This window comes from Mycobacterium sp. DL440 (assembly GCF_011745145.1).
Lineage (GTDB): Bacteria > Actinomycetota > Actinomycetes > Mycobacteriales > Mycobacteriaceae > Mycobacterium.
Genome location: NZ_CP050191.1, coordinates 783,740 through 796,205, shown reverse-complemented (window position 1 = coordinate 796,205; position 12,466 = coordinate 783,740). Strand labels below are relative to the sequence as shown.

The window sequence follows — 12,466 nt, the reverse complement described above, 5'->3', positions numbered from 1 at the left end:
GGTGCCACTCGAAACCGACGATATCGTCGCGATTCAACAGCTCTACGCAGGTTTCTGCAACACCCTTGACGACGGCGAAGCGGACGCGTTCGCCGAATGCTTCACGCCGGAAGCCACATTCGGTGGTGTGGGCACGCCCATTCAGGGTCGCGACGCGTTGCGGAAGTTCGCCGCCGACCTCGTCGGCAAGAACATCCGCCACGTTGCGACGGGGGTCTACGCCGAAGGCGACGGCGATGAAGCTGTGGGGCGTGCGTATTTGGTCGCCTACCGCGGTAGTCGGCCGGCGAAACTCCTTGCGACCGGTCGCTATCGGGACCAGATCCGCCGGGAGGGCGGCAAGTGGCGCTTCGTCCAACGGGTATTCACACCCGATGGCGGGGATGCTTCGTGACCGAATATCGCCACCTTCTCGTCGAGCGGTTCGACGAGGGCAGCATCGTCCGGATCCTCCTCAACCGGCCGGAGACGCGTAACGCGCAGAACCGAAGCCTGCTCGTCGAACTCAACGACGCATTTCTCGCTGCCGAGGCAGACGATCAGGTGCGCGTCGTGATCCTGGGCGGCACCGGGCCGACCTTCTCCTCGGGTCACGATATGAGCCCCGCCACTTACCTTTCCGAGACCACGGGTCCAGACGCCCACCCAACCTATGCCATCAACGGCGGCACCCGCGAAGGTGCTGAGCCCCGGATGCTGCAAGAGTGGCACTACTTCTTCGAGAACACTCGGCGGTGGCGCAATCTCCGCAAGATCACCATCGCGCAGGTCAACGGGAAGGTACTTGCGGCAGGCTTGATGTTGGCCTGGGCCTGCGATCTGATCGTCGCCTCCGACGATGCGATGTTCGCCGACGTCGTCGGCACCCGCCTGGGCATGTGCGGCGTCGAGTACTTCGGCCACCCTTGGGAATTCGGCCCGCGCAAGGCGAAGGAACTATTGCTCACGGGCGACGCACTCGATGCCGAAGAGGCCTACCGCCTGGGTATGGTGTCCAAGATCTTCCCGGTCGCCGAACTCGGCGACAAAACCCTTGAGTTCGCCAGACGCATCGCCGGCGTCCCGACGATGGCGAGCCTGCTCGTCAAGGAAGCGGTCAACCAGACCGTCGACAACATGGGCTTCTCCAATGCGCTGCAGGCCTGTTTCACCCTGCATCAGCTCAACCACTCACACTGGGGTCAGCTGCACCCCCCGCCGATCTCGGTCGCCCAGCCCTCTGACGGCATCGTCAGCTGGAAGAACGCACCGCCGCTGCAGACCGCTAGGAAGGACGCACCATGAAGTTCGGCAGCCACATCATGGGCATCAGCCTGCGCCACATGCCCGACGTAGCGCACGCGTTCGAGCTAAACGGAATCGACTCGGTGTGGGTCCCCGAGCACCTGGTGTTCCCGGCGAAGATCCCCGCGACCTATCCGTACACCGATTCGGGACTGCCGGAAATCACACCGGATACCCCGTCGTATGACCCGTGGGCCGTTCTGTCGTTCATCGCGGCGGGAACAACGACCTTGATGCTGGCCACCAACGTCTACATTCTTACGCTGCGTCACCCGCTCCTGACCGCACGCTCGGTGGTGACGGTCGACAGACTATCCGGCGGCCGAGTGATCCTCGGTGCGGGCGTCGGGTGGCTTGAGGACGAATTCGATTACGTCAATATGCCTTTCAAAACGCGTGGTAAGCGCGCGGACGCGAGTATCGATGCGATCCGTCGACTGTGGTCGGAAGACGTCATCGAGGTGCACGACGAGCACTTTGATTTCGGACCGGTGAAGTTTCAGCCCAAACCCGTTCAGAAGCCGAGTATCCCCATCCATATCGGCGGTAGCTCGCCCGCGGCCTGCCGTCGAGCGGGCCGGCTGGGCGACGGTTGGATCGAACTCGGTTCCAAGAGCCTCGACGATTTCAAAACCAAGCTGGCGATAGTCATGAAGGCGCGTGCAGAGGCCGGCCGAGACGGCCCGTTCGAGGTCACCATGCCCTCGCCACTCGACACCTCGCTGGATGGCTTCAAACGGCTGGAAGATGCGGGGGTGACCCGTGTCGTCGTGGCGCCCCAAGCACCGGAGGGCGAACGGCCGACCGCGCAGGCGTGGGCCGATTGGTCGAAGCGATTCGCCGACGAGGTCATCGCTGAGCTGGGTGATTGAGGTGGGCACGACCTACGTCAGCCGGCACCTCGATGAGCTCGAGCGGTTCATGTTGCGCCCGGCCGATTACTCGCTCTCGGCAGAGCAAACGGAGTTGCGTGACGTTGTTCGCGCGTTTCTCACCAAGCGGTGTCCATCGGAGGTCGTCAGGGCGGCCGAACCACTCGGTTGGGACGCCGGCCTTTGGGACGAGCTGGTGGCGCAGGGACTCATTTCGATCGCGGTGCCCGAGGGTCGCGGCGGAGATGGTGGCGGACTCGTCGAACTGGTACTCCTCGCCGAGGAGATCGGCCGGGCGGCCGCGCCCGTCCCCATCATCGACGTCGTTGTGGTGGCCCGCCTCCTTGCTCGCCTCGGCGGAGATGCTGCAGCCACGCTGCTCGACGGTTGCCTGCAGGGTGGCGTCATGTCGCTGACTGTCGGTGACAATGTCGACGGGCGATTTCTCGTACCGAACGGCGCGGTGGCCGCGACGGTCATCGGAGTGCAAGGCGGGGCGGTGGTGGCCTCGACCCGCCGCACGCCGCGACCGCACGTGCTCAACCTGGCGGCAGCCCCGCTGGCATGGTGGGATCTGGATGATGCCCACGTGTTGGCCGAGGGCGATACCGCGGTGGCAGCGTTCGGACAAGCCGTGGCCGAGTGGCGATTGCTGACCGCGGCGGCACTGATCGGCTCCGGCGATTCGGCGAAGCGACTCGCGGCTGATTATGCCCGTAACCGCAAAGCATTTGGGGTGCCGATCGGCATGTTCCAGGCGATCGCTCACCCGTTGGCCGACCTGGAAATACTGCTCGACTCCGGTCGGCGTCTGGTGCGCAAGGCGGCGTGGTACGCCGACCATGAGCCGCAGTCGTTGGGACCGCTCGTAACGATGGCCTTCGTGCACGCCGCTGAGGCCGCTGAGGAAGCTGGTTTGACGGCCATCCGAACCCAGGGCGGCTTCGGATTCACGCTCGAATCAGATGTGCAGCTGCACTACCGACGCGCCAAGGGCCGGGCGCTGGTCGGGGGAACTCGCGCGACGCACCTGCAGCGCATCGCCGATGAGTTGTTGGGAGACCGCCAGTGAATTTCACGCCGCTCGAGTTGGACGAGGACACGTTGGCGTTCTGGGCTGAGGCGCGGGCCTTCCACGAGGAGCACGTCACCGAGGCGGTGCGCGAACAAGAGCGGCAGACCGGCAACGGTCTCAGTGAGACGTTCCACTCCGCCATCGGATCTCGGGGATGGGCCGTTCCGCGCTGGCCTGCAGAGCTCGGTGGACCGGGCCTGGACGCGGTGCGTACTCGCATCGTGGAGCTTGAGCTTGAGCGGTCCGGCGCACCGGAGGTCGTCACCCAGACAACTCCACTGCCTGCCATCGCCGTGCAGGGCTTCGCGAACGAGGCCCTGAGGGCCGAGGTACTACCCGGTATCGCGGACGGCACCGTCAACATCTGTCTCGGCTACACCGAGCCAGACTGTGGCTCCGACCTGGCGTCGACACGCACCCGCGCGGTGCGCGACGGCGACGACTGGATCATCAACGGCCAAAAGATGTTCACTACCGGCGCGCAGTTCTGCCAGTACTGCTTATGCCTCACTCGCACCGATCCCGACGCCGCGAAACATCGTGGGCTGACCGTGTTCCTGGTGCCACTGGGCCTTGCGGGCATCGAGATCCAACCGATCCGAACCCTCGGCGGGGAACGCACCAATTTCGTCTTCCTCGACGGTGTGCGCCTGCCGGATCACTACCGTATCGGTGGGATCGACGAGGGGTGGGCCGTCCTGCAGGCACCGTTGGCCGCCGAGCACGGTATGGATCAGCGCGATGACCTCACGGCGGGGTTGGGCCGTATCAACATTTACAAGTCCCGCATCCTGCTCGAAGCGGCCGTCGCGCATCTGCGGGCTACCAACCGCATTGACGACGTTGCAGTGCGCGAGCGCATCGCCCGAGTGGCCCTCGAGATCGAGGTCGCCGACGCTGCAGCGGGTCCGCTCGCCCGGGTATACGCCGCCGATATGTTCATCCGGACGGCATCGGTGCTGCTGGACCTGATGGGACCCGTCGGCGTGCTGCCGCACGGCGCCGAGGGTGCAGCGGCCGACGGCCTCCTTGAGGAGCTCTTCCGCTTCGCGCCGGGGACGGCTATCTACGGCGGCACGACCCAGATATTCCGCAACATGATCGCCGAGAAATACCTGCAGTTGCCGCGCAGCACCCCGCGTAGTTAGCTCCGATATTCCGGGACAGCACAAGATATTTCGATCGATGAGTGCAGCCGCCTCAGTCTATACGGTAACCCGTTTCCTCTCGGTGGATGTGGCCGCACGTAGGTGGGCCGAAGTGCGTGCCGAGCACGAGCGTTCCAGAGTCGGCCCACTCGGAGACCAGCCGCTGGCGTGTTACCCGCGACGCATCCATATCGGTATCGAGCTGTGAAGACCATTCGGGTCGCGCGATCTGATAGATGGAGTGCACCATGTCGCCGGTAATCACGGCACTCTGGCCGTTGGATTCGATGGCGACGCACACGTGCCCAGGCGTGTGGCCGTGCGAGGGGATCAGTCGGATTCCCGGCGCAATAACTTCGTCCGGTTCCACGAGCATCATCAGTCCCGCGTCGGCGATGGGACGCACCGAGTCATTGAATACAGCCGCGCCGTCGACCATGTCACGCGCCCAATCAACCTCGTAACCGTCCCGTGCGGTGGGATCTTCCGCGTAGCTCTTCCAGTAGTCGTACTCGATTCCGACGAAGTAGTAGCGGGCGTTCGGGAAGGTGGGAACCCATTGCCCGTCAACAAAGTTGGTGTTCCACCCAGTGTGGTCGATGTGTAGGTGGGTGCAGATCACGCCGTCCACGCTCTCGGGCGGCCATCCCACGGCGGTCAAGCGATCCAGGAAGTCGCTGTCGAGATCGGCGAACATTGGCGATGCGCGTTTCTTGGCGTTTCCTACTCCCGTGTCCACGATGAAACGGCGGCCGTCAGGGGTTTCGATCAGGAATGAATGAACGCCGACTCCGACCTCGCCCGCCTCGTTCATCCAAGTGGGGTTCAACCACGCCATTGCAAGGATTTCCTCGAAGGAGCCACCGTCCCACGCCTGAGTGATGGCCGGGTTAAGTGGCGCCCAGAACAGCATCTCGACGTGCTTCTTGATGGAGATGTCGCCGATCATCCATTGATCTATGTCCATGGTGACTCCGCTTTGAGTAATCTAATTTTCCGAACCCGGATGGTTCTCCGAAACCCCTGCACCGCAATAGGTTTACCTAACATTGAGTCAGAATCGAAGCGGGACTTCGACCGGCCCCCAGATGCCGACAGTGTCGGGCTTCCACGCGATGGTGCCATCGGCGACCGTCGTCGGTGCGCGCTGTGCGAGTACTCCAAGCGCGACCTGCAACTCAGCCCTTGCCAACGACGCACCCAAGCAGAAGTGAACGCCCATGCCGAACGCCATCTGCTGCGCGGGACGATCGACAGTGATGTCGAAGACATCCGGATCGATCCAGGTGGCGGGATCCCTATTGGCCATCGCGGTGGACGTCCAGACCATGGTGCCCTTGGGGAAGAGCACATCTCGGTAGACGATGTCCTCGGACGCAAAGCGAAGTGCTCCGCGCAATGTTGCGACGTACCGCATGGTTTCCTCGACTGCGCGCGGCACCAGATCGGGTCGCTCAACCAACAGCTTCCACTGTTCGGGATACGCCATCAGCACGGCAATCGAGCAGGCGAGTTGGTTACGCGTTGTGTCGGTGCCGGCCAGCAGCAGGAGCTGCACCAAGTTGGTCAGCTCGACAGTCGACAAATGATCGCCCTGCTCCTCGGTGGCGATAAGTTCGCTGAGCAGATCGTCAGCTGGCTGCTGCCGACGTTCGGCGATCATGGCCCCGATGTATTGGTCGATCTCACGGCTGGCGTGCCGGATCAACTCCAGATGCGAAGACGGATCGACGTCGAACATGCGATTGATGTCATCGGCCCAGCCACTGAACAACGCGGTGTCTTTTTCCGGCGCTCCGAGCAGCCGGCAGATCACCGGGATGGGGTACGGGTTGCACAGGTCGTGCACCGCCTCGCAGGAGCCTTTCGCGAGCGCTGGAGTCAGCAGCTTGTCGAACGTGGCTTGCATGTACGGCCGCAGCCGGTCGGCGGCGCGGGGGGTGAAGGCTCGGGAGACCAGACGGCGGAGCCGGGTGTGCTCGTCGCCGTCCATCTCTAGGAGCGAGGTGCGTAGATTGTCATCCCCGCTCCGGACGTCTGGTCGCCTGGAGCTGGCCGAATAAAAGCGCCGGTCGCGCAGCACGTTGCAGACGTCCTCGTAGCGGGTCACGACGTAGCCGACGCGCGTCTTGGCCAGCCACTGCTCCTCGGAGAGGGAGCGCACAACGATCGGGTCGAAAACGCCGATGCCCTTGTCCCACAGTACGGGGAGCTCCAACTCCTGCACCATCGCAACCATGCTCACCACCTCAGTAGGAAAATGTCATTACCGATACACAACAATAGTGGTACCATACTCGGAACATCATGACGAATCCCTTTAACCTCCCGCTTACCTGCTACGACCCCGGCGCTTTTATCGCCACGGGGTACGACTTCTTGGACCTCGTCAAGAGTCCCGAGGTGGCCCGACGGTGGAGTGAGCCCAGCGCACTCGAACGGATGTCCGTCGGGGCCGTCGCCGCCCACGGCCTCGGGAATCTCGAGCAGGTCCTGGACAACTGCGAACGCCCCGAACCGGCGACTGCCCGATTCCTCGGCATCGTCGAATACACCCGATCCGCGCGATTGGACAAGCGCGAGGACCTCGACAAATACGTCGGCCACGCCATCATCATCGACATCGCCGAACAGGCGGCATCTGAAGGGCCCGGGGCAGTCATCGAGCGGGCGGAACAATGGCTGGAGCAACTGCGTTGGGTGCTGCCGGCGCAGGATCCCAACAAGCACGTGTATCTGCCTCGACTGCCACCGATGGCGGGTGCATTGGCGATGATGGTCGCCAATCGCACCAACGAGTTGATCGTGCACATGGACGATGTCGCCGTGAGCGTGAATGTCCCCACTCCCCCGATAAGGCCGCAGGCCGCAGCGATGGCACTGACGGTTTTGGTTTCGGTGTCCCGCAAGGTCAACACCGATCTCGAATTGATCCGAGTCATGGCGCGCGCCGAGCGCGCCAAACCTGATGCGGCGAGGGCGATCTGATGGAACTAGCTGACTACGACCCATGGCGGGTGATCGGTGGAACGACCGACTTTGCCAAGCAAGCCACTCGCACGCGCGAGGAACAACAGCCTGCTTGGACTCCGGCGCTGGACGCGTTCCACACCAAGACCGACATGGTCCTGCGCTACGAGGTGCCCGGCGTACTGCCCGATGATCTCGAGGTCCGCGTCGACGGTCGGGTGTTGTATGTCCTCGGGGTGCGGCGTCCACCGGCCGACCAGGCGCCACCGGAGCTGACGATGCGGGCCGAGCGTATTTTCGGAGACTTCGACCGCAGCATCGCCCTACCCGCCGGCACCGATCCGAATGGCGTGCGCGCCAGCTACTTCCACGGCGTGCTCGAGATTCGTGTGAGACATGTACGACGACCCGAACCAAGAGATGTCCCGTTCGAGGGCACTGAAAGCAGTGCCCGGGTAATTGAAGTGCTCGACACCTAAGGAATACCGATGACTGACACCGACACGCTGGGTTTCATCTCCGGCGACTCACACGTCAACGAGCCGCGGAACCTCTGGAGGGACAACCTCCCTTCGCATATGCGTTCCCGAGCCTTGCGCGGGATCACCGCGGGCGAAGACGGGGGCTGGGACATCGTCCTGGAGGGCCAGTCGGTCGGTTATCTCGGCCTGCCCGAGGACGAGCGGATGAAGATCGCCGACCCCGAACATCGCTACGCGATCATGCGCCAAGAGGGTGTCGCCGGCGAGTGCATCTACCCGACCATCGGGCTGTACGCGTGGATGCTCCCCGATGCCGACGAGGGCGCCGCATCGTGCCGCATCTACAACGAGTGGATCGCCAGCACGCTCGGTCGTTCACCGCGGTTCCGTTGCGCCGGAATCGTTCCCACGTGGCGGGTCGAGGACGCGGTCCGCGAGATTGAATGGTTGGCCGAGAACGGGTTTGCGTCCATCATGCTGCCCGCGGTAGCGGCACCCGAGTGGAACCACGTTCAATGGGAGCCGCTGTGGGCCGCAGCCGAGGCGAGCGGCATGCCCATCGTCATCCATCAGGGCACCGGCCACGACATGTACTTCTACCGAGGGCTGGGCGCCGGCGTGTCCAACCTGTTGGCGACTCAATCGATGGCCCCCCGAGTGGCCGCCCTGTTCGCCACGTCCGGGGTCCTGGCCAACCACCCGAATTTGCACGTGGTGTTCGTCGAGTACAACGTCGGGTGGCTGGCCTGGACCATGCAGACCCTCGACTTCTACACCGAGTCATTCCGCAAGTACGGCAAGACCGCGACCGGCAAGAGCTGGATCAATCCCGAACTGCCGGAGCCACCAAGCTTTTACCTACGTCGGCAGATTCACGCGACGTTCCAGGACGATCCGGTCGCCATCCACAACATCCCGCTCACCGGTGCGTCCCCGGTGATCTGGGGCTCTGACTACCCCCACGAGGAGGGCACCTACCCGTTCAGCAGGGACACGGTTGCCAGGTTGTCGAAGGGACTTGACGACGCCACCACGGCGGCGGTGTTCCGCGATACGGCGGCTCGCCTGTTCAACTTCTCGAACGAAGTGCTGACCACCCCCGTCTGAGCCGGTCCGCAGAGCGAGTCACCGGCCTGTCGCCGCAAATCAAGAAAGGTCATGCGTGAGAGCAACATTGATGTACGCCGCGGGCGATGTGCGGGTGGAAAATGTGCCCGATCCGATCCTGCGCGAACCGACTGACGCGCTGGTGCGGGTGACCCAGTCGTGCATATGCGGCAGCGACCTGTGGCTGTACCAATCAATGACTCGGACCGAACAAGGCTCACGGATGGGTCACGAGTTCATCGGGGTGGTCGAAGACGTCGGCTCGGAGGTTTCCGGCCTGAAGGCAGGCGATCTGGTGGTGGCGCCCTTCGTATTTGCCGATAACACCTGTGACTTCTGCACCGAGGGCCTGCACGCCGCGTGCCGGCATGGCGGCCCCTGGGCATGGAATGGGATCGACGGCGGTCAAGGTGAGGCGGTGCGGGTACCGCAGGCGCAGGGCACGCTGGTCAAGCTGCCTGTCGGCGAAGACTCGGCGTTGCTGTCGTCGCTGTTGACCTTGTCCGACGTGTACTGCACCGGCCATCACGGGGCGGTGACATCCGGAGTCAAAAAGGGCACGACGGTGACCGTCATCGGCGATGGCGCCGTCGGCCTCTGCGCGGTGCTGGCCGCCAAGCGCCTCGGCGCCGAGCAGATCGTTTTGATGGGACGGCATCAGCGACGCACCGACCTCGGCCGCGAGTTCGGTGCCACCGAAATCGTCGCCGAACGCGGCGACAACGGTGTCGAGCGGGTCCGGGAGCTCACCGGCGGCGACGGCACGCACGCCGTGGTGGAGTGTGTCGGAACCCGTGAAGCACTGGACACCGCAGTCGGATTGGTACGTGCCGGCGGCACGGTCAGTCGGCTCGGCGTGCCGCAATACGAAGACGCTCCCCTGGGATTCGGGCCGTTCTACCGCAATGTCACCATCACCGGTGGCGTGGCCCCGGTGCGCGCCTACATCGAGGAACTGCTGCCCGACGTACTCGACGGCACCATCGAGCCGGGCCAGGTGTTCGACCGCAGCATCGGGCTGGACGAAGTGCCCGAGGGCTACCGCGCCATGGCCGATCGCGCAGCGCTCAAAGTCCTTGTCCGGCTTTGAGGAAAGGACCCCGGTTTCCGGGGCGATGAACACGCACTCTTGGAGATCTCCGCATGCAGTTTGAATTTTCTTCCGACGAGGTTCAGTTTCGCGACAAGGTGCGCACCTGGCTGGCTGAGAACAAGCCCCGCCAGGCTCGTCCCAGTGACGGGGTCGCGATGCGTGAATTCGACTTGGCCTGGCAGAGCAAGAAATACGAAGGTGGCTGGGCCGGACTTGCATGGCCACGCGAATACGGTGGCCAAGGACTGTCGCTGGTCGAGCAGATGATCTGGTACGACGAGTGCGCGCAAGCTCGCGCACCCTTGGAAGGCTGCCTGAGCGTTGCCCTCAACCACGCAGGACCCACGATCATCGCTTCGGGGACCGATGCCCAGAAGTCGCTGTATCTCCCTCCGATTCTGCGCGGTGAGCTGGTGTGGTGCCAGGGTTTCTCGGAACCCGGTGCGGGTTCCGATCTCGCCGCCTTAAGCCTGCGCGCCGTCATCGACGGCGACAGCCTGGTCCTCAACGGTCAGAAGATCTGGACCAGTCATGCTCACCTCGCCACATATCAGGAAACCTTGGTGCGCACCGGCCCGACGACGCCGAAGCACAAAGGAATTACCTGGGTAGTCGTCGATATGCGCACGCCAGGTATTCGAATCCGCCCGATCATGACGATGGCGAACAACCATCACTTCTGCGAAGTGTTCTACGACAACGTGCGTATCCCGTTGAGCAACGTGGTGGGCAAGCTCGGTGACGGCTGGCGCGTGGCGATGTCGACTCTTTCCTTCGAGCGCGGCGCGCTATCGGTCGCTCGCGCTTCCGAGCTGCGCAATCTACTCGAGCAACTGATCGACCTCGCCAAGGCGAGGCCCGGACCGAACGGCCGCAAGTCGGCCATCGACGATGATGTGATTGCCGCGCGGCTCGCCACACTCCGAGCCGAAATCGCGGCATTACAGGCCATGAACTACGAGGCCATCTCGCGAAATGCAGACGGGGCGTCCCCTGGTCCGGAGGCCTCCATGGACTTTCTCTATTGCGGGGAGATCCTGCAACGCGTCCGGCTGCTGTCCCTCGACATTCTCGGTGCAGACGCCCTGGAGGTCTCCGGCGATGCGCAGGAATGGACCGTGCCATATCTCGAAGATCGCTATTACTTGATCGCAGGAGGCTCCGCGGAGATCCGGCGCAATATCATTGCCGAGCGCGTCCTCGGTCTGCCACGGAGCTACTGACATGATTGAACTGGTCGCGTCCTCGGAACAACAAGAAATCATCGATAGCATTGCGGGGTTCTTGGCCGCACGGTACCCGGTTGAGCGATTGCGCGGAGAGCACAGGCCCGCCGAACGCGATGAGCGCCGGGGATGGCCCGAACTGGCCGCACAGGGCTGGTTCGGCCTCGGGATTCCAGAAGACCTTGATGGCGCCGGATACGGTGTCGTGGAAGAGATGCTGGCGTTCAGAGAGTTCGGCCGCTTCCTGATATCGCCGCGAATCCTGGCGACGACGCTCGCCGCTCATGTGGCAAGCGCAGCGGGCGACGCGGACCTCGTCCGGTCAATCGTGGCCGGCGAGACCCGCGCCGCGGTGGCGAACATGATTGGGCCTGGCGTGATCGGTTCGTCGGTACGCGGCGACCTTCATCTGATCGATTCTGAGGACGACGATCTTCTGATCCTGTGGGATGACGACGGTGCGGCGCTCATTGAACGGACATGCGTGAAGGATGTTTGTTCCGTGACTGCGCTCGACGGGTCGGTCGACCTCGAACGCGGCAGCGCCGTGGATACCGCCGCCCTCGGCTTCGTACCGGCTGCGGCCGCACCGATCGCGCTACACGCCAATCTACTCATCGCGGCTCAACTGGCCGGCAACGCAGAAGCCACGCGGGATTTGGCAGTGGAGTACGCAAAGATTCGGATGCAGTTCGGCAAGCCCATCGGCGCCTTCCAAGCGGTGGCCCATCACTGCGCCGATATGGCGCTGCGGACCAGAGCGGCTCTCTCGCAAACGATATTTGCAGCGGTGGCTACCCGCGATGCACGTGATGACGCGCGTTTCCAATCCGCCGCCGCCAGCATCGTCGCCACCGACGCGGCGCTGCGCAATGCGACGATCGCCATTCGCATCCATGGCGGCATCGGCTTCACCGCGGAATGCGATGTGCACCATTACTTGAAACGCGCTCATCTCTTTGACCACATCAGCGGCGGCACCCGCCTGCATCAAACGACGCTGCTCGCCGAGCCGGTGCCGAACCTTGAATAGGTCCAATACGGCCGGAAACACGGGCTTCTCAAGCTATTTCGGCTGTCGGTAGCCACAGGATTCGGCTCCGGTTTCGACGACATCGTGATGTCGCGGAGCTACGCCACAGTGACGCAGCCTCGTTCGTTCCCTAGGCAACGCGGCCTGCAACGTCGACACCTTCCGCGAATCCTGTT

General features: G+C 63.6%; 13 protein-coding genes. 11 read left to right on the top strand and 2 right to left on the bottom strand.

Translation table 11 applies throughout. From position 1 onward, the window contains the following. Nucleotide 1 precedes the first annotated feature (1 nt). Genes HBE63_RS03975 through HBE63_RS03955 form a run of 5 tightly spaced genes read left to right on the top strand, consistent with a single transcriptional unit; the run spans nucleotide 2 to nucleotide 4,379 of the window. Nucleotides 2-394: a nuclear transport factor 2 family protein gene (locus HBE63_RS03975; RefSeq protein ID WP_166903468.1), complete on the top strand. Its 393-nt coding sequence runs from the start codon at nucleotides 2-4 to the stop codon at nucleotides 392-394. Further along, nucleotides 391-1,284 carry an enoyl-CoA hydratase gene (locus HBE63_RS03970; protein WP_166903466.1) on the top strand — a complete coding sequence of 298 codons (894 nt, stop codon included), beginning with the start codon at nucleotides 391-393 and terminating at the stop codon, nucleotides 1,282-1,284. The genes HBE63_RS03975 and HBE63_RS03970 overlap by 4 nt, the downstream gene beginning before the upstream one ends. Further along, nucleotides 1,281-2,156 carry an LLM class F420-dependent oxidoreductase gene (locus HBE63_RS03965; RefSeq protein WP_166903464.1) on the top strand — a complete coding sequence of 292 codons (876 nt, stop codon included), beginning with the start codon at nucleotides 1,281-1,283 and terminating at the stop codon, nucleotides 2,154-2,156. Before HBE63_RS03970 ends, HBE63_RS03965 begins: the two co-directional genes overlap by 4 nt. A gap of 1 nt (nucleotide 2,157) precedes the next feature. After that, nucleotides 2,158-3,228: an acyl-CoA dehydrogenase family protein gene (locus HBE63_RS03960; RefSeq protein WP_166903462.1), complete on the top strand. Its 1,071-nt coding sequence runs from the start codon at nucleotides 2,158-2,160 to the stop codon at nucleotides 3,226-3,228. Next, the gene (locus HBE63_RS03955) at nucleotides 3,225-4,379 is read left to right on the top strand and encodes an acyl-CoA dehydrogenase family protein (RefSeq protein ID WP_166903461.1); all 1,155 of its coding nucleotides are present in this window, start codon (nucleotides 3,225-3,227) and stop codon (nucleotides 4,377-4,379) included. Before HBE63_RS03960 ends, HBE63_RS03955 begins: the two co-directional genes overlap by 4 nt. A gap of 52 nt (nucleotides 4,380-4,431) precedes the next feature. On the opposite strand, the gene HBE63_RS03950 is transcribed toward HBE63_RS03955, so the two are convergent. Then, nucleotides 4,432-5,346, bottom strand: coding sequence for an MBL fold metallo-hydrolase (locus HBE63_RS03950; protein ID WP_166903459.1), 915 nt, complete (start codon nucleotides 5,344-5,346; stop codon nucleotides 4,432-4,434). Nucleotides 5,347-5,433: 87 nt separating this feature from the next. After that, nucleotides 5,434-6,618 (bottom strand): cytochrome P450, encoded by a 1,185-nt coding sequence (locus HBE63_RS03945; RefSeq protein ID WP_166903457.1) that lies wholly within the window; start codon nucleotides 6,616-6,618, stop codon nucleotides 5,434-5,436. Nucleotides 6,619-6,686: 68 nt separating this feature from the next. On the opposite strand from HBE63_RS03945, the gene HBE63_RS03940 reads away from it, so the two are divergent. Genes HBE63_RS03940 through HBE63_RS03915 form a run of 6 tightly spaced genes read left to right on the top strand, consistent with a single transcriptional unit; the run spans nucleotide 6,687 to nucleotide 12,290 of the window. After that, on the top strand, nucleotides 6,687-7,367 hold the full coding sequence (locus HBE63_RS03940; RefSeq protein ID WP_166903455.1) for a maleylpyruvate isomerase N-terminal domain-containing protein: 681 nt from the start codon (nucleotides 6,687-6,689) through the stop codon (nucleotides 7,365-7,367). Further along, nucleotides 7,367-7,828: an Hsp20/alpha crystallin family protein gene (locus HBE63_RS03935; RefSeq protein WP_166903453.1), complete on the top strand. Its 462-nt coding sequence runs from the start codon at nucleotides 7,367-7,369 to the stop codon at nucleotides 7,826-7,828. The genes HBE63_RS03940 and HBE63_RS03935 overlap by 1 nt, the downstream gene beginning before the upstream one ends. A gap of 9 nt (nucleotides 7,829-7,837) precedes the next feature. After that, on the top strand, nucleotides 7,838-8,938 hold the full coding sequence (locus HBE63_RS03930; RefSeq protein WP_166903452.1) for an amidohydrolase family protein: 1,101 nt from the start codon (nucleotides 7,838-7,840) through the stop codon (nucleotides 8,936-8,938). 55 nt (nucleotides 8,939-8,993) lie between these two features. Beyond that, entirely contained in the window at nucleotides 8,994-10,028 is a 1,035-nt protein-coding gene (locus HBE63_RS03925) for a zinc-binding dehydrogenase (protein ID WP_208301293.1), read from the top strand. A 53-nt stretch (nucleotides 10,029-10,081) separates the two neighbouring features. Continuing rightward, nucleotides 10,082-11,254 carry an acyl-CoA dehydrogenase family protein gene (locus HBE63_RS03920; RefSeq protein ID WP_166903450.1) on the top strand — a complete coding sequence of 391 codons (1,173 nt, stop codon included), beginning with the start codon at nucleotides 10,082-10,084 and terminating at the stop codon, nucleotides 11,252-11,254. Between the two features lies 1 nt (nucleotide 11,255). Beyond that, nucleotides 11,256-12,290: an acyl-CoA dehydrogenase family protein gene (locus tag HBE63_RS03915; protein ID WP_166903448.1), complete on the top strand. Its 1,035-nt coding sequence runs from the start codon at nucleotides 11,256-11,258 to the stop codon at nucleotides 12,288-12,290. Nucleotides 12,291-12,466: the final 176 nt, after the last annotated feature.

What these genes read in the sequence shown, in the direction of transcription:
- HBE63_RS03940 (WP_166903455.1), top strand. Translation starts at nt 6,687, where the DNA reads ATGACGAATCCCTTTAACCTCCCGCTTACCTGCTACGACCCCGGCGCT.
- HBE63_RS03930 (WP_166903452.1), top strand. Translation starts at nt 7,838, where the DNA reads ATGACTGACACCGACACGCTGGGTTTCATCTCCGGCGACTCACACGTC.
- HBE63_RS03965 (WP_166903464.1), top strand. Translation starts at nt 1,281, where the DNA reads ATGAAGTTCGGCAGCCACATCATGGGCATCAGCCTGCGCCACATGCCC.
- HBE63_RS03935 (WP_166903453.1), top strand. Translation starts at nt 7,367, where the DNA reads ATGGAACTAGCTGACTACGACCCATGGCGGGTGATCGGTGGAACGACC.
- HBE63_RS03945 (WP_166903457.1), bottom strand. Translation starts at nt 6,618, where the DNA reads ATGGTTGCGATGGTGCAGGAGTTGGAGCTCCCCGTACTGTGGGACAAG.
- HBE63_RS03920 (WP_166903450.1), top strand. Translation starts at nt 10,082, where the DNA reads ATGCAGTTTGAATTTTCTTCCGACGAGGTTCAGTTTCGCGACAAGGTG.
- HBE63_RS03950 (WP_166903459.1), bottom strand. Translation starts at nt 5,346, where the DNA reads ATGGACATAGATCAATGGATGATCGGCGACATCTCCATCAAGAAGCAC.
- HBE63_RS03915 (WP_166903448.1), top strand. Translation starts at nt 11,256, where the DNA reads ATGATTGAACTGGTCGCGTCCTCGGAACAACAAGAAATCATCGATAGC.